Origin of the sequence: Microbacterium sp. P03 (assembly GCF_043556235.1) — a bacterium.
Lineage (GTDB): Bacteria > Actinomycetota > Actinomycetes > Actinomycetales > Microbacteriaceae > Microbacterium.
Genome location: NZ_JBIGIM010000001.1, coordinates 255,550 through 270,810 on the forward strand (window position 1 = coordinate 255,550; position 15,261 = coordinate 270,810).

Below are 15,261 nucleotides of genomic sequence, written 5' to 3' on the forward strand. Positions count from 1 at the left end.
CGCCGGAAGCCTGCGTCGTGATCAGACCGCGGCGGTGCGACGCGTCAGCGTCTCGAGCGTGAATTCCCGCACGGATGCCGGACGCGTCGCACCGCACGTGCTCAGCAGCGGCTCCGAGGCCTGCTCGCGCATGGTCACGGCCACCACGTCGGCACCGTGCCCGAGGTCGACGCGCCAGCGGCCGTCGGCCGCGCGTTCCTCGTGCAGCGGCGGGAAGGCCTCGATCCGCCGGTCGCCGGTGTCGGCCAGGGCGAACGACTGCGCGGCCTGCACGACATTCGTGAGGGAGCTCCGGCCACGGAAGAAGTCGGGGACGATCTCGCCGTTCCGGTAGCGGTCGACGATCGTCGCGGCATCGCTCGCCGGAACGCGCCCGTAGTAGAGGCCGTGGGGAAGCAGGATCATCGTCGCCGCGAACCGATCTCCGCCGAGGTGCGAGCTCTCCCACGTCTCGTCGGTGAACGCGCGCGAGAGCGTCTGCGCCACGGGCCTGCCCCGGACCGCACAGCACTGGTCGTGTCGCGCGTGCGTGCACACGAGCACGACGGGCTGATCGGTCGGCGTGCCCGCGCTGCCGTCCAGGGGGAGGTCGAGCAGGCGCGAAGGGTCGTCGACGACGCCCCAGCGCAGGGACTCGCGACCGGGGCGCGCGTCGGCCAGCGCCCACCGCCACGTCGACTGCGAGCGCCGTTCATCGCCGCGGCGGCCGAACCGACGGATGGCCACCGGTCGGATGCCGGCCGACTCGGCGCGGCGGACGAGCGCGTGCCCGATCTCGGGGTCGAGGCGCGACTGGAAGAACGCATGCGTGCCCCAGGCGCCGTCGATCTCGACGAGGAGCCAGCGCGCACCGAAGCCGCCCGTGCCCGCCAGCGGGTCGCCCCGCTCGAGTGAGCGGTCGCTGCAGGGTTCCCACCCGTCGACAGGACCCGAAGTCGACGGCAGAGCGGTCGCACTCACGCTCGTCGACTCATCTCGGCACCAGCACCCCTTCGCGGAGCAGGCGGCGCGAGATGACGAGCGAGGACTCGGGGTCGAGCCCGGGCAGCCGCCCCGCGGGATGGTCGCTCGTCGTCAGGGTATGGACGGCGGTCGACGCCTCGGCGGGAAGCGCGACGGTCTTCCGTGCCATGACGATCCGCACGGTGCGCTCATCGTCCTCGATGCGCGCGGACAGCTCACCGCGCCAGCCGACGACGGTCTCGGGGTCGAGCCTCGCCATGAGATCCACCGTCGCCAGCGGCCGCACGGGGGCGGGGCGCGTGGCGCGGCGGAGGTCCCGCTCGAGGGATACGCCCACGCGCCCGTCGCGGGCCGCACCGTTCAACAGAGCACCGGCTGCGACGACCGTCGCGGCCAGGTCGTCCGCGAACGACGCGCCGTCGGTGTAGTCCACTCCCAGCGGCAGCGGCGCACGAAGTCGGGCGTCAGCGCCCGCGTCGGCGAGCAGCTGCATCAGCAGATCGTGCCGGGTCGCCGCCCGCACTCCGATCGTCAGATGGATCGAGGTGCCGCCCTGCGCGACCGCCGAGTGGATCCACCCCCGCGGCAGGTAGAGGACGTCGCCCGGTTCGAACACCGCGTCGATGACCGGGGCGGTCGTTGCGCGCTCGGCGACGGCGTCGCGGTGGTCGGTCCACGGCTGGTCGGCGAGCGGATGCGTGTGCACGGGCTCGTGGATCGTCCATCGCTTCGCACCCGCGATCTGGATGACGAAGACGTCGTGCGTGTCGTAGTGCGGGTCGAAACCCCGCGACGACGCGGGCGTGATGTAGGCGTTGACCTGGGCGGGGTGACCGAGATCGCCCACGAGCTGCCGCGTGAACGCCGCGATCGGCTCCCACGTGCGGTGGAGCCCCTGCAGCACGATGGTCGCACCGCCGGCGAACTGCTCGAGCACCTTGGCGGAATCCACCTGATCGCCGATCTCGGCGCCGAACCCGCCTGATCCGGTGAAGAGGGACGGGGAGAGCACCGAGCCTTCGGCGGCCATGCGCACGAACGGGGTGCGCAGACCGCGGTCGGCGATCAGCTCATCCGCGGCTGCCGGGCTGAACAGGTCGTCGAAGCCGCCCGCGTTGCGCGTCAGGAGCGGTCGTTCCCCCCAGTATGCGCGGAAGTCGGTGGTCGAGATGCCCGCGAGACGGGCGAGCGCGGGTCGATCGCTCGACCCGCGCCCGGTGTCGTGGCTCAAGCGGATCCGTCGGCGCCGCCGTCGTGACCGCCGGGGTTGGCGCCGCCGTCAGCGGCGCCCTCGCCGGCGTCGGCCGAGCCGTCGGCGCCGCCGTCGTGGCCGTCCGCGTTGGCACCGCCGTCTGCGGTGCCCTCGCCCGCCGAGGCGGATCCGTCGGCGCCGCCGTCGTGACCGCCGGGGTTGGCGCCGCCGTCGGCCGGGCCTTCGCCGCCGGTCGAGCTCGTCGTGGTGATGTCGTCGTCGTTGATGCTCATGGCAACCTCCGGAGGTGTCGGGTGGCGCGGATGCGCCGACCTCGACGATACTCGCGAGGACGGGCGCGGACGAGACCTTGACACCGTCTGTTCACGCGCTCGTGCGCCGATCAGGTGGGCGTCGCCGTGGCTGCCCGTGCGGCGAGCGCCGCGCCCATGCGCTCGATGGCCTCGCGCATGATGGGACGGGGGAGCGCGAACACGAAACGGGTGTGACCGATGCCGGCTTCGCCGCAGGCCGCGCCGTCCGTCATCGCCACGTGTGCGTTATCGCGGAACCATTCACCCAGGTCGCCGTCGAGGCCGTAGGCGCGGAAGTCGATCAGCGCGATGTAGGTGGCCTCCGGGAGGGACATCCTGGCGTCGGGAAGGTGCTCGGCGACGAGCTCCGCCAGGAGGAGGCGGTTGCCGTCGAGGTACTCGGTGACCTCGTCGAGCCACGGGCGCCCGGCCGAATACGCCGCGGTGTTCGCCAGGACCCCGAGGGTGGCCGTGCCGTGGCCCGCCCAGAAGCCGAACTCCTCCCATGCGGCCGCATCGGCGTCGTTGGAGAGGATGACCTGCGCGCACTTGAGCCCGGCGAGGTTCCAGGCTTTCGAAGCCGAGACGGCGGTGATGGTGTGGGATGCCGCGGCTGCGGAGACCGAGGCGTAGGGGATGTGCCGAGCAGGGGCGTACACGATCGGCGCATGGATCTCGTCCGAGAACACGCGCCCGCCCTTCTGCGCGACGAGATCGGACACCGCCGAGAGTTCCGCGCGCGTGAAAACGGTGCCGAGGGGATTGTGCGGGTTGCAGAGCACCAACATGCCGGCGCCCGCGTCGAAGGCGCGGGCAATGCCCTCGAGGTCCATCCCCATGCGCCCGTCGCGCTCGATGCTCGGTACCTCGATCACCTCCCGCCCGTGCATGGGCGGCACGACGAGGAACGGCATGTAGGCGGGGGTCGGCACGATCACGGCGGACCCGGGAGCCGTGAACCGGTCGATCGCCAGTTCGAAGGCCGCGATCACGTCGGGGACGTGGTGGACGCGCTCGGCCGGCACGTGCCATCCGTAGGTCTCGGCGCTCCACGCGGCGGTCGCGGCGGAGAGTTCGTCGGCGAGCCGCGCGGGGAGATACCCCGTCGCGCCCTGGTCGACGGCCTTCGTGAGGGCGTCACGGATCGGAGGAGCGAGCCCGAAGTCCATCTCGGCGACGAAGGCTCCGATCGTGTCGGGGAACATCGACCACTTGACGCTCCCGATGCCCCGCAGCTGCTCCTGCGTGATCTGGTCGTACTCTGTTCCCGTCATCACCCTCACCCTCGCCCTCGATCTCGCCCTGCCAGGCCGTGTCGCGACCATCCGGAGTCACCATCCGGAGTCATCGACGGTACACGTACAGGAGGGGCACCCATCGGGTGCCCCTCCTGTACGCCGCCGGCCGCGCCGAGCTCAGTCGCTTGCGCGGCCGGTCTTCTCCTGCAGGCGGTCGATCTCCTGGGATGCCTCGCCCTTGGTGATGTCGGCGGAGATCTCCTCGCCGGCCTCCCGTGCCAGGGTGTCGAGGTAGCTCCGCTGCGGGGCGGTCATGGGCTCGTCGCCGGTGACCCAGTCGGACGGGTCTTTGACGGCGGGGTCATCGGACGGGGTGGTTGCTCCGAGCATTTCGCCGGACGTGTTGGATTCAGACATGTGTTCGATGGTAGTGACCGGGCGTCCGCCGGCAGAGGGGTTGACAGAGGTCGGCTGGCTGCTCCTGAATACACGTCGCGCAGAACTCCTCAGGTCTCGGGCTCGTGGGCGCGGTACCCGGCAGAATCCGGACGTCGCCGGTCGGATCTCCGGAGTTCGGCCCACGGTGCCGCGGGCCCACGGTCACGACGATGGGGGAGCGGTCACCCGCAGCCACGCGAAGCCGTGTGCGGGCAGCTGCACTCCGGCCCCGAGGTCGATCGCCGAGCCGGTCAGAATGTCGTGCGCCTCTCCGGCGAATCCCGACAGCGTGAGCGCATCGATGTGCACGGGCTCGTCGCCGACGTTCGCCAGCACCAGGACGCCCGCCCCGCCGACTCCCGGTCGCTGGAACGAGAGCACTGACGCGATGCCGGTGAAGAAGTCGATCAGCTCGTTCCCCGCGAACTCCGGCGTCGCCTGGCGCACGGCGATGAGTTCGGTCATCCGCGCGAAGACACGGCCGGCGGTGGTCGCGGCATCCGTCCGCTGCGCGTAGCGTGCGACCGAGCGGCGCGGGCGGTGCACCCACCGGGTGTCGCCCGCCTCGTGCGGATCGTCCCGGAACGCGTAGTCGTTCGGCTGCGCGACTTCGTCCCCGAGGTAGATCAGCGGGATCCCGCCGGTCGACATGGCGATGGCGTGCGCGAGGATGACGCGGTCCTCCCCGGCCGGGTCGCCGGCCTCGATACCGGCGAGCGACGCGGTGGTTCCGGTCACGCGGGCGTCTCCGGTCTTGGGGTTCTCCTGGAACGGCACGCCGCGCGCGAAAGTGCCCGGCGCCCGGCCGACGTAGAACTCGTTCAGGAACCTGCGGTGGTCGTACGCCGCGAGGCCCAGCTCCGCCGCATCCTCGTCGGCGAACGTCCAGCCGATGTCGTCGTGGCTGCGCACGTAGTTGACCCAGGCGGTCCCCGGCGGCAGCCCGTGGCGGCGCTCGAGGGCCTGCTGCAGCATCCGCGCGTCCCTCGTCGCGAGAGCCTCCCACGTGAGCGCCATCTGCAGCGGGTTGTAGGAGAGCTGGCATTCTTCGGGCGATATGTACTGGATCACCTCGTCGGGGTGGACGATCGCTTCCGATTTGAAAAGCAGGGAGGGCGCACCCATGCGCAGCACGGCGTTGAAGGCACGTAGCAGCAGGTGGGCCTCGGGCAGCGATTCGCTCGGCGTCCCGAGTTGCTTCCAGATGAACGCGACGGCGTCCATGCGCAGGATCTCCACACCCTGATTGGCGAGGAACAGCATCTCTCCCGCCATCGCGCGGAAGACGGCGGGGTTGGCGTAGTTCAGATCCCACTGGAAATGGTAGAAGGTCGCCCAGATCCAGCGCCCGTCTGGGAGCTGAACGAAGCTGCCCGGGTGATCGTCGGGAAAGATTTCGCGGACGGTCTTCTCGTAGGCATCGGGCATCGTGCGGTCGGGGAAGATCAGGTAGAAGTCCTCGAACCCCGGCTCGCCCGCGACGGCCTTGCGGGCCCACTCGTGCTCGTTGCTCGTGTGGTTGAAGATGAAGTCCACCACGAGGGAGATGCCGGCGAGCCGCAGGTCCGCCGCGAGAGCGCCGAGTTCGTCCATGGAGCCGAGGGCGGGGTCGACCCGCCGATAGCTCGAGACGGCGTACCCCCCGTCGCTGTTGCCCTCTGGGCTCTCGAACAGGGGCATCAGATGGAGGTACGTGAGACCGAGCTCCTGGAAGTACGGGATCTGTTCGCGCACTCCCGCGAGCGTGCCGGCGAAGCGATCGACGTAGCAGACGGCGCCGAGCATCCGCTCGCTGAGGAACCAATCCGGGGCGGCTTCGCGCTGGGCGTCGCGGGCCTTGAGTTCGACAGGGCGTGCGTTCCAGGATGCCGCGGCCAGCGCGACCACGTCGGCGAGGGCCTCTCGTCCGTTCGTGTGCTCGCCGTACAGCTCGCAGAAGAGACGGTGAAGCGTGGGGAAATGCACGGCGAACCGGCTCTCGAAGTCGTCGTCGAGCGCCCCCGCCACTTCTCCTGCGACGGTCCTGACGAAGGCCATGTCTGCGGCGGTGTCGTCACTCAGCTGGGTCATGCGTGCTCCTCCGCGGCGGCGTTTCTCCGCCGAGACTAGTGGGTCCGCTGCGGACGCGAAGAAGCCCCGCCCTGGTCGGGGCGGGGCTTCTGCACGGACGGCCTACTTGTCGCCGGTGAGCTTGTCCTTGACGTTGTCCGCCGTCTGCTTGACGTCGGCCTTCGCCTGGTCTGCCTTGCCCTCGGCAACGAGCTTGTCGTTGTTGGTGACCTTGCCAGCGGCTTCCTTCGCCTTGCCGGCGAGTTCTTCCGCGGTGTGCTTGATGCTGTCTCCGATGCCCATGGCATCTCCTTTCTCAGGGTGACCCGGTCGGGTCGTGGTGGGTGGTGCGGGGTCCTGCGTGACCTGACAGGCGTGAGGCGGCTCAGCGCTGTGCGGCGCGAACCAGCTTCTTCGCCGTGCGGCGGGTGGTCTTGCGTGCGCCGCGGACTTCTGAGGATCCCCAGAAGCGCTTGGCGTTCTTCTTGATGTGTCGGTAGCGCGCCCGCCCGGCGCGAGCGCCGAGGAGGTACGCGGCGAAGGCGATCGCCGCGATGAACAGGATGCGTAGGAATGTCATGAGTTTCCTCGGGGGGTGCGGATCAGGCCAGCCGGCGCTGATCGTGTGCGAGCTTCGCCCGCAGTCCGCTGTGGATGGAGATATAGGTCGGAACATCGCTGCCGGTGAGGGTGGCGAGGTTCGTGACCAGGTGATCGACGTCTGCGACGACCTCGCGCGGCGACGTGTTCTGCCGCGGAGTGACGCTGACGTGCATGACCGGCTGACGACGGATGTCGTTCGCCGTCACGTGCGTGACGAGGATGTCCTCGCGACCCGAGAGCGAGTGCGTGATCGCATCCGACGCGAAGGACTCGTTGACGGTCACACGGCCGATCGGGTTCTCGGACCCGCTGGAGCGCAGAACCGTCTTCGAGCGACGTCCCGCCACCGACCGCACGACGGCGACGATGAGCAGCACGATCAGCAGGATGATGAGCGCGAGGACGCCGAGCGCGAGTCCGCTGACGGCGGCCGCCCCCATGGCGGTGGCCGACGCGGCCTGCTCGAGCCAGGACTGGCCGGCTTCGCCCGCTCCGGTCCACACGTCCACGGCCGCCGGCCACACGGTGACGGTGATCAGCGCCGCGCCGATGGCGAGGATGATCAGCCCGATCACGAACAGGAGGATCCTGTTGGCGGCTCGATTGGTGTTGTTCACTTCTCCCACTCGCTTTCCTTGGGTCGATCGACCCGGACGCGCGTCTTGACGGACGGCACGAGCCGGTACTCGGCGATCTCGGCGTCGGCGATGCTCCGCACCTTCGACTCGTCGAGCGGGATTCCCGCTCCCGGCCGCACCGTGACATCGACGCTGCGGTGGGCGACGCCCACCGAGATCTGGTCTCGGGGCAGCCCCGTCTCGTCGCTCAGATGCTGCGCCAGCGCGGCGGCGATGACGCCGTTGTCGACCACGACGGCGCGGTTGTCCCACGTCATCTCGTGCTTCGACAGGCGTCCCGGGGTGATGGCGAGCACCACGAAGATCAGTCCGATGACGGCCAGCACGGCGCCGGCGGTCGCGAGGACCCCGCCGGGCGTAGCCGTGGGAAGGCCCACGAGCCACGCGAGGCCGGCTCCGGGCCCCAGCAGGAGTGCAGGCTGCCCGAGGAGGCGCAGCACGATCTCGAGCCCGACGTAGGCGAGCGCGAGGATCAGGATGATGACGGCCACGAACATCGCGACCGTGCGCGGGGAGTGCGTTTCGCGTCGCACGACGCGGGCCAGTGCAGGACTGGTCATTTCACTCTCCTTCGTTTCGGGGTGGTCGCCCCGGTGATCGTGATGTTGATGCGGTGGATCTCTTTGCCGAACAGATGCGAGAGGCGCTGCTGCAACTGCTCCTGCAGCGCACTCGCACGGTCGAGCACCTTGGGGCCGGCGTTGATCGCCGCGGTGTCTTCCAGATCGGGGATCGGCAGTTTCGTCGACAGGCGCACGGCCATGCCACCGCGATAGTCCGCGACCTCGACGGAGACGTCGCTGCGGCTCACGCCGATCACGGACGCGGATGCCTCTTCCGCGACTTTCCGGAACACCCGCTCCTCGACATCGATTCGTCCGGGGTACGTGGGCTCCCCGGCGGCGGCCCCCGAGGGGCCGCCACCGGCGGATCCGATCTGGTCGACGCGCATTATGACGTGCGCCGACCTGAGAACGCGTTCGCGACGCCACGGACGTCGAGCTCGCCCGAGAGGATGCGACCCACGACCGCGCCGATGGCCATGAACAGGGCGACCAGAAGGAAGCCCCAGAACCCGAACAGGAGCGCGGCCACCGCGAGGACGGCGCCGATCAGGGCGCCGGTGACGGTGGTGCTCACGAGACGCGCGACTCGGTGTCGTCGGTGTTGTCGTCGCTGGGCAGGTGCACGTCGTTGACGGCGACGTTGACCTCGACGACCTCCAGGCCCACCAGGCGCGTGATGGCGCCGGCGACGGCGGCACGCACGTTGGCCGCGACCTCCTGGATCGGGGCCGGGTACTCGACGACGATGGTGACGTCGGCGGCGGCCTGGGTCTCTCCGACCTCGACCTTGACGCCCTGCGTCAGGTCGGTGGCGTTCACCGCGTCGCGGATGGCGCCGAACGCACGAGCGCCGCCACCACCGAGCGCGTAGACACCGGCCACCTCACGGGCGGCGATGCCGGCGACCTTGGCGACGACGCCATCGGCGATCGTGGTGCTGCCGGCGGCGTTCTCGTCCGCGGGGATGCGCGACGACGAGAAGCTGCGGTCGACGCGCGAGTTCGAAGGAGCCTTCGCCGCGGCCGCTGCGGGCGTCGACGAGGGGGTTCCGGTGGCCGGAGCTGCGGGCGTGGTGTTCTGGGCTTCGTTAGCCATGATTGATCCTTTACCTCGTATGTTGGGCCGAGATCAACCGCTCGCGCGGCCGGTCTCGGAAGCGTTACGTTCGCTCTACAGATGAGAGGCGCTGAGGCGCCGATGTGTCACGAAAAAGTCGCGAAAAAGTTTCAGGAGCGTCGATGAGCGAGGATCGCACCGCAGAGGAAGGCTCTCTGGCGCAGGTTCCCGACCGCATCCTCGTCGAACGCGCTCTCGATCAGGACACCCAGGCGTTCGGCGAGATCGTCCGTCGGCACTCGCCTCTCATGCGTGCCTACGTCTCTCGAATAGTCGGTTCGCTGAGCGAAGCCGACGACGTTGTGCAAGAGTCGTTCGTGCAGGCGTGGCGACAGCTGCCGGGTCTGCGGGATCACACCGCGGTGCGCGCCTGGTTGATGAGGATCGCGAGCCGCGAGGCGTTCTCCTTCCTCAGGAAGCGCCCCGACAACGCCCCGCTCGACGGCTACGACGGATACGTGTCCGCCGATGCCCAGCCCGAGGCGCGCGCGATCCGCAACGCACAACTGCACGCCCTGTCCCTCGCTCTGGACAACCTGCCCGAGAACCAACGCCGATGCTGGCTGCTGCGAGAAGTGGCGGATCTCAGCTACACCGAGATTGCGGAAGAAATGGACCTACCCACCAGCACCGTTCGCGGGAACCTCGCGAGGGCGCGGGCGAGCATCGCGACGCAGATGGAGGGATGGCGATGACCGACGACGACTCCACGGTCCTGGACTGCGGGAAGACGATCGACGAACTCAGCGACTACCTCGACCGCGGACGCGAGCCGTGGGATGCCTCGATCGAGACATGCCCGGTGTGCTTGAACGCCCTCGACGCGTTGGCGCGCGTCGCACGACTCTCACGCGACCTGATAGACGACGACGCGACGCAGCTCCCGCCGCCCCCGGAGGGTTGGCTCAAGTCGATCATGGACTCCGTGCACGCGGAACTGCGGGCAGGCCGGGAGCTGCCGCTGCGCCATCCCGATCCGCGCGTTCGCATCACGGTCACGGAGGGTGCCGTGCGCTCCCTCCTGCGCGCGACCGGCGATGCGATCGACGGCCTCTTCATAGGTCGGACCGAGATCATCGGAGACGCCGAGATCGCCGGTGCCCCGATCGAGATCCGCCTCACCGCGACCGTCGGATGGGGCACGTCGATCCCGGAAGTCGCCGACACGCTGCGCGCCCACATCTTCAGCGTGCTCGAAGAACATACTGAACTGAACGTCATATCCGTCGACGTGACCGTGGAGGACATCCACGGTTACGACCACACGAAGGACCGAGCATGAGCATCGTCGTCGACCCCGCAGGCGCCAGCCTGGACGCCACCGTGCTCGCCGTCCCCGGCGTGACGGGACTGTTCCCCGCCCACGGGACGCTGCCGCAGATCCCCGCACGGGTCGCCGCCGTCGTCACGAGCGCCGAGGCTCCGAGCGATGTCTCCCTCGTCACGCGGGGAGACTCGACCCTGATCACCGCGCGGATCTCGGCATCGATGGACACTCCCGTGCGTGAGACGGCCTATCTCGTGGGCGAGCGGCTCGCCGAGATGTTTCCCGATCCCTCCGTGAAGATCGAGATCCGCGTCGCGCGCATCCAGTAACGGCGACCTCGCGGTTAGCCTGGCAGTATGAGCGCCTACATCTCGGCGTTCGAGCTGTTCTCCATCGGCATAGGACCCTCGAGCTCCCACACCGTCGGCCCGATGAGGGCTGCGCACGACTTCGCGGCGCGTCTCGACGCCGACGGCATCCTCGGACGCGTCGCCCGGATCACCTGCACCCTCTACGGATCGCTCGGTGCGACGGGGATCGGGCACGGTACTCCTGACGCGGTCGTCGCCGGGTTGCAGGGGCTGCACCCCGAGACGGTCGATCCGGATGCCGTGCGCGAGGCCTGGACCCTGTGGATCCCCGGCGCCGAGCTGCGTCTGAACGGCCGGCACGACGTGCCCTTTTCGAAGACGGACGTCGTCTTCGCACCCCGGACGCGACTGCCGGGGCATCCGAACGCGATGACTCTCGAGGCCTGGGCTGCTCCTGCTCTCGAGTCGGATCCGGCCGTCGAGCGAGCGCAGCGAGACGAAACGCCCGCGCTGCTCCTCGCAGAGACCTACTATTCGGTCGGCGGAGGGTTCATTCGCCGCGAGGGCGAGGTCTCCGCTCCCGGGTCTCGGCCGTTCCCCCTCGGCTTCCACGACGCCGCGTCCCTGCTGGCACTGTGCGACGAACGCCACATCACGATCGCGGAGGCCGCGCGCCGGAATGAGGAGGCGCTGAGGACTCCCGAGGAGATCGCCGCGGGCCTCGACGCGATCTGGGACGCCATGGCCTCGAGTATCGACGAGGGGCTGCATCACGAGGGCGTCCTTCCCGGCATGCTGCGCGTGAAGCGTCGGGCCGGCGTCATCCGGGCACAGCTCGAGGAGGCCGAGGCCGGCGGTCACCGCGAGTTGCCCGGGGAGTGGTTGGGCGCATTCGCCCTCGCGGTGAACGAGCAGAACGCTTCGGGCGGCCGCGTCGTCACCGCGCCCACGAACGGCGCGGCGGGGATCCTGCCCGCCGTGGCGATGTACTGGTGGCGGTTCCTCGCCGATTCCGGGCTGGGCGAGGGCAACGCCGTCACCCCCCACGGCGAGCTGGTCGGCAGCGCGCTCCTCGGATTCGGCGGCTCCGTCGACGTCTCCTCCGGCGCGCTCGCGAGCGGTGAGCCCGAAGACGAGGATGCGATCGCCGAGGCGAACCGCCGGCGAGGCATCCGTCGCTTCCTGCTCACAGCCACCGCGCTGGGGTCGCTGTTCAAGGCGAACGCCTCGATCTCGGGCGCGGAGGGCGGCTGCCAGGCGGAGGTCGGGTCGGCCTGCGCGATGGCGGCCGGCGGGCTGACCGCGGTGATGGGCGGTACCAATCGCCAGATCGAGAACGCCGCCGAGATCGCGATGGAGCACCATCTCGGCCTCACGTGCGACCCGGTGGGCGGGCTCGTGCAGATCCCGTGCATCGAACGCAACGCGATCGCGGCGTCGACGGCGGTGACGGCCGCCCGGCTCGCGCTGCGAGGTGACGGGTCGCACTTCGTCTCGCTCGACATGGTGGTCGAGACCATGCGGCAGACCGGCATCGACATGTCGACCAAGTACAAGGAGACCAGCGAGGGCGGGCTCGCGGTCAACGTCATCGAGTGCTGACGGCGGCGGGCGAGAACCCGCGGATCACCGAGCACCTCACCCGGATGCGGGCCGCGGTCTAGGCTGACCGCATGCCGGAGTACGCCGTCCCCACTCCGCCGCGACGGCGGGGGCGGCCGAAGGCGGGGGAGTCCGATGCCCAGGCGCGCATCGGCGCCGCTGCGATCGACGAATTCGGCGAGCTCGGCTACGACGGCGCCACGATGCGGGGCATCGCGGTGCGGGCGGGCGTCGATTCCGCGCTCGTGCACCATTACTTCGGCACCAAGGCGGACCTCTTCGCCCACACGGTGGGTGCCCCGATGCGTCCCGAGGTCGACATCCCCGCCCTGCTCGACGGGCCCGACGACGGGCTCGGGGAGCGCTTCGTACGCTACATCCTCGAATCGTGGGAGCGCCCTGAAGTGAGCAAGCGCGGGGTCGTGCTGCTGCGGGCCGCGCTGGGGAACCGGATGACCACGCCGCTCATGGCCGCCTTCCTGCAACGGGAGCTGATCGGCCGCATCGCCGCGCGCGTGGAAGCGCCGGATGCTGCGTTCCGCTCGTCCCTCGTCGCGAGCCAGATCGCGGGCCTGCTGATCGCCCGCTACGTCCTGCAGCTTCCGGCGCTGGCGGAGGCCACCGTCGACGACCTCGTGGAGCGGGTCGGCCAGACGGTGCAGCGCTACCTGTTCGATTGATCGCACGTGCCGCAGAGCGGCGGAAGGAGTCTCATGTCGTTCCAGGCATATCTCGACAACATCGAGGGCAAGACGGGTCTGACGCCTCGGCAGTTCATCGATCTGGCCACGGAGAGGGGATTCGGGCCGGGAACCAAGGCGGGCGAGATCATCGCCTGGCTCGCCGATGATTACGGCCTCGGGCGCGGCCACGCCATGGCGCTCGTCCATGTCATCACGAAAGGTCCCCAGATCGGCGCGACGCACGTCGACTCGGGACGGGCGCACAGCGACCCGTCCGACACGCTGTGGCTCGACGGCACGGCGACGAACCCGGGGACGTGAGGCCGGGTCCCTTGACCTGACCTGGCGGCATCCGGATAATTCATCGCGTGATGAATAAATTCGCGGTCGAGATCGCCGGCCTTACCGTGCGACGAGGGCCGCGGACGGTCTTCGACGGCGTGGATCTCTCCCTGCCGGCCGGCCGGATCACCGGGCTCCTCGGCCCGAGCGGCGGGGGCAAGACCACCCTCATGCGCGCGATCGTGGGCGTGCAGAAGGTCGACGGGGGCAGCGTCACCGTGCTCGGCGAACCGGCAGGATCACGAGGCCTCCGCCGCGACGTCGGGTACGCCACGCAGGCCGCGTCGGTCTACGACGACCTCACGGTCGAGCAGAATCTGCACTACTTCGCCACGGTGCTGTCGGTCCCGCGCCGCGACGTGGCGCGCGTGATAGACGCGGTCGATCTCGGGGACGCCCGGCGCCAGCTCGTCTCGTCGCTCAGCGGAGGCCAGCGCGGGCGGGTGTCGCTCGCGACCGCGATGCTGGGCCGCCCCCGACTCCTCGTTCTCGACGAGCCCACCGTCGGGCTCGATCCCGTGCTGCGCGAGAGTCTCTGGGCGATCTTCCGTGCCCTGGCCGACGACGCGACCACGCTGCTGGTCTCGAGTCACGTCATGGACGAGGCGCAGCGGTGCGATGAGATCGTGCTGATCCACGGTGGAGCGGTCATCGCGCAGACGACTCCGCGCGGTCTCCTCGAATCGACGGGGACGGCCGACGCGGATGCCGCGTTCCTCGCGCTCCTCCAGGGCGGGGTGGGGCGGTGAACCCCGGGCGCACCCTGGCCACGGCCGGTCGTGTGCTCCGTCAGCTGAGCCACGATCCCCGCTCCCTCGCGCTCATGCTGCTGGTCCCGAGCCTGCTGATCGGGCTCTTCGCGTGGCTCTTCGTCGATCAGGAGGGTGTGTTCGACCGATTCGGCGCCGCGATCCTCGCGCTCTTCCCGTTCATCGTGATGTTCCTCGTCACGTCGATCACCACGCTGCGGGAACGGCGGTCGGGCACCCTCGAACGACTTCTGTCCACGCCACTCGGAAAACCGGACTTCATCGTGGGCTACGCGTGCGCCTTCGCGGTGGTGGCGGCGGTGCAGGCACTGGTGACGGTGGCGTTCGCGGTCGGCGTCTGCGGACTGGCCGTCGACGGTCCGCTGTGGCAGCTGGGGCTCGTCGCGGTCGCCGATGCGATCCTCGGCACCGCCTTGGGGCTCCTGGCGAGCGCGTTCGCCCGCACGGAGTTCCAGGCGGTGCAGTTCATGCCGGTCCTGATCTTCCCGCAGATCATCCTCGGCGGGCTGTTCGTACCGCGCGATCAGATGCCCGACGTGCTCCGGGCCGTCTCCGATGTCCTGCCGCTCAGCTACGGGATCGACGCGATCAACGCGGTCACCGCGGGCGAGGGTGGTGCAGAGGTCTCGGGCCCGCTCCTGATCGTCTTCGCGTTCGCGATCGGCGCCCTCATCCTCGCCTCGCTCACCCTGCGTCGCCGCACTGCCTGACGGCGCAGGTCGGCGCTCAGCAGGAACGCGGGGTGCGCAGCTTCGCGGTGAGATCGCGCAGATGCTCGAGTTCGTCGTCGCTGAGCTGCGACATCCGCTCGGCGATCGCCTTGCCGTGGGCGGTGGCGATGCGACGGAACGCGGTGGCCCCGACATCCGTCGCCCGCACGATCGATCCGCGGCCGTCGTCGGGGTCGGCGCACTTCGAGATGAGGCCCCGCGAGACCATTCGATCGACGAGGCGCGAGACGCTCGGCTGGCTGATGAGCATGTTGGCCGTCACGTCACGCAGCCGCGCGGTCATGTCGGGTCCGCGGGTCACCGTGAGGAGCACGTCGTACTCGGCCTGCGACAGCTCGGTGCCGTCGAAGTCGCTGCTGATCTCGTTGAACACCTCGTGCTGAGCGCGGAAAAGACTCTCCCACGCATCCACGGCGAGGCGTCGATCGGTCATGCCAC

Annotated in this window: 22 protein-coding genes; 8 read left to right on the forward strand and 14 right to left on the reverse strand. The window is 69.7% G+C overall.

Annotated features, from left to right (window positions below; translation table 11 throughout):
- Positions 1-21 precede the first annotated feature (21 nt).
- The 13 genes from ACFXOO_RS01105 to ACFXOO_RS01165 all read right to left on the reverse strand — a co-directional run bounded on the left by ACFXOO_RS01105 (position 22) and on the right by ACFXOO_RS01165 (position 9,096).
- Positions 22-960, reverse strand: coding sequence for a sucrase ferredoxin (locus ACFXOO_RS01105; protein ID WP_394562553.1), 939 nt, complete (start codon positions 958-960; stop codon positions 22-24).
- 10 nt (positions 961-970) lie between these two features.
- Positions 971-2,194: a cupin domain-containing protein gene (locus tag ACFXOO_RS01110; RefSeq protein ID WP_394562554.1), complete on the reverse strand. Its 1,224-nt coding sequence runs from the start codon at positions 2,192-2,194 to the stop codon at positions 971-973.
- Positions 2,191-2,448 (reverse strand): BatC protein, encoded by a 258-nt coding sequence (locus ACFXOO_RS01115; protein ID WP_394562555.1) that lies wholly within the window; start codon positions 2,446-2,448, stop codon positions 2,191-2,193. Before ACFXOO_RS01115 ends, ACFXOO_RS01110 begins: the two co-directional genes overlap by 4 nt.
- Before the next feature lie 110 nt (positions 2,449-2,558).
- Positions 2,559-3,743: a MalY/PatB family protein gene (locus ACFXOO_RS01120; RefSeq protein ID WP_394562556.1), complete on the reverse strand. Its 1,185-nt coding sequence runs from the start codon at positions 3,741-3,743 to the stop codon at positions 2,559-2,561.
- Positions 3,744-3,884: 141 nt separating this feature from the next.
- Entirely contained in the window at positions 3,885-4,124 is a 240-nt protein-coding gene (locus ACFXOO_RS01125) for a DUF3072 domain-containing protein (protein WP_378836913.1), read from the reverse strand.
- Between the two features lie 183 nt (positions 4,125-4,307).
- Entirely contained in the window at positions 4,308-6,215 is a 1,908-nt protein-coding gene (locus tag ACFXOO_RS01130) for an alpha-amylase family protein (RefSeq protein WP_394562557.1), read from the reverse strand.
- Positions 6,216-6,317: 102 nt separating this feature from the next.
- Complete coding sequence (locus tag ACFXOO_RS01135; RefSeq protein ID WP_378836918.1) at positions 6,318-6,497, reverse strand: CsbD family protein; 180 nt, start codon at positions 6,495-6,497, stop codon at positions 6,318-6,320.
- An 82-nt stretch (positions 6,498-6,579) separates the two neighbouring features.
- Positions 6,580-6,774, reverse strand: a complete 195-nt coding sequence (locus ACFXOO_RS01140; RefSeq protein ID WP_378836920.1) for a hypothetical protein — start codon at positions 6,772-6,774, stop codon at positions 6,580-6,582.
- Positions 6,775-6,796: 22 nt separating this feature from the next.
- Positions 6,797-7,423 (reverse strand): hypothetical protein, encoded by a 627-nt coding sequence (locus ACFXOO_RS01145; RefSeq protein ID WP_378836923.1) that lies wholly within the window; start codon positions 7,421-7,423, stop codon positions 6,797-6,799.
- Positions 7,411-7,995 carry a DNA/RNA endonuclease G gene (locus ACFXOO_RS01150; protein ID WP_378836925.1) on the reverse strand — a complete coding sequence of 195 codons (585 nt, stop codon included), beginning with the start codon at positions 7,993-7,995 and terminating at the stop codon, positions 7,411-7,413. Before ACFXOO_RS01150 ends, ACFXOO_RS01145 begins: the two co-directional genes overlap by 13 nt.
- Positions 7,992-8,387: a hypothetical protein gene (locus ACFXOO_RS01155; RefSeq protein WP_394562558.1), complete on the reverse strand. Its 396-nt coding sequence runs from the start codon at positions 8,385-8,387 to the stop codon at positions 7,992-7,994. The genes ACFXOO_RS01150 and ACFXOO_RS01155 overlap by 4 nt, the downstream gene beginning before the upstream one ends.
- Positions 8,387-8,575: a DUF2273 domain-containing protein gene (locus ACFXOO_RS01160; RefSeq protein ID WP_378836929.1), complete on the reverse strand. Its 189-nt coding sequence runs from the start codon at positions 8,573-8,575 to the stop codon at positions 8,387-8,389. Before ACFXOO_RS01160 ends, ACFXOO_RS01155 begins: the two co-directional genes overlap by 1 nt.
- Positions 8,572-9,096 (reverse strand): Asp23/Gls24 family envelope stress response protein, encoded by a 525-nt coding sequence (locus tag ACFXOO_RS01165; RefSeq protein ID WP_378836932.1) that lies wholly within the window; start codon positions 9,094-9,096, stop codon positions 8,572-8,574. Before ACFXOO_RS01165 ends, ACFXOO_RS01160 begins: the two co-directional genes overlap by 4 nt.
- Before the next feature lie 143 nt (positions 9,097-9,239).
- Here ACFXOO_RS01165 and ACFXOO_RS01170 point away from each other — a divergent pair, with 143 nt between their 5' ends.
- The 8 genes from ACFXOO_RS01170 (at position 9,240) to ACFXOO_RS01205 (ending at position 14,802) form a co-directional block, all read left to right on the forward strand.
- Positions 9,240-9,812 (forward strand): RNA polymerase sigma factor, encoded by a 573-nt coding sequence (locus ACFXOO_RS01170; protein ID WP_394562559.1) that lies wholly within the window; start codon positions 9,240-9,242, stop codon positions 9,810-9,812.
- Positions 9,809-10,399 (forward strand): Asp23/Gls24 family envelope stress response protein, encoded by a 591-nt coding sequence (locus tag ACFXOO_RS01175; RefSeq protein ID WP_378836937.1) that lies wholly within the window; start codon positions 9,809-9,811, stop codon positions 10,397-10,399. Before ACFXOO_RS01170 ends, ACFXOO_RS01175 begins: the two co-directional genes overlap by 4 nt.
- Positions 10,396-10,713 carry a hypothetical protein gene (locus ACFXOO_RS01180; protein ID WP_378836939.1) on the forward strand — a complete coding sequence of 106 codons (318 nt, stop codon included), beginning with the start codon at positions 10,396-10,398 and terminating at the stop codon, positions 10,711-10,713. Before ACFXOO_RS01175 ends, ACFXOO_RS01180 begins: the two co-directional genes overlap by 4 nt.
- A gap of 27 nt (positions 10,714-10,740) precedes the next feature.
- Complete coding sequence (locus tag ACFXOO_RS01185) at positions 10,741-12,297, forward strand: L-serine ammonia-lyase, iron-sulfur-dependent, subunit alpha (protein ID WP_394562560.1); 1,557 nt, start codon at positions 10,741-10,743, stop codon at positions 12,295-12,297.
- A 71-nt stretch (positions 12,298-12,368) separates the two neighbouring features.
- On the forward strand, positions 12,369-12,977 hold the full coding sequence (locus ACFXOO_RS01190) for a TetR family transcriptional regulator (RefSeq protein ID WP_394562561.1): 609 nt from the start codon (positions 12,369-12,371) through the stop codon (positions 12,975-12,977).
- A 33-nt stretch (positions 12,978-13,010) separates the two neighbouring features.
- On the forward strand, positions 13,011-13,301 hold the full coding sequence (locus ACFXOO_RS01195; RefSeq protein ID WP_394562562.1) for a DUF4287 domain-containing protein: 291 nt from the start codon (positions 13,011-13,013) through the stop codon (positions 13,299-13,301).
- A gap of 50 nt (positions 13,302-13,351) precedes the next feature.
- The gene (locus ACFXOO_RS01200) at positions 13,352-14,071 is read left to right on the forward strand and encodes an ABC transporter ATP-binding protein (protein ID WP_394563169.1); all 720 of its coding nucleotides are present in this window, start codon (positions 13,352-13,354) and stop codon (positions 14,069-14,071) included.
- On the forward strand, positions 14,068-14,802 hold the full coding sequence (locus ACFXOO_RS01205) for an ABC transporter permease (protein ID WP_378836947.1): 735 nt from the start codon (positions 14,068-14,070) through the stop codon (positions 14,800-14,802). Before ACFXOO_RS01200 ends, ACFXOO_RS01205 begins: the two co-directional genes overlap by 4 nt.
- 16 nt (positions 14,803-14,818) lie before the next feature.
- Here ACFXOO_RS01205 and ACFXOO_RS01210 read toward each other — a convergent pair whose 3' ends face one another.
- On the reverse strand, positions 14,819-15,256 hold the full coding sequence (locus ACFXOO_RS01210; protein ID WP_378836950.1) for a MarR family winged helix-turn-helix transcriptional regulator: 438 nt from the start codon (positions 15,254-15,256) through the stop codon (positions 14,819-14,821).
- Positions 15,257-15,261 lie beyond the last annotated feature (5 nt).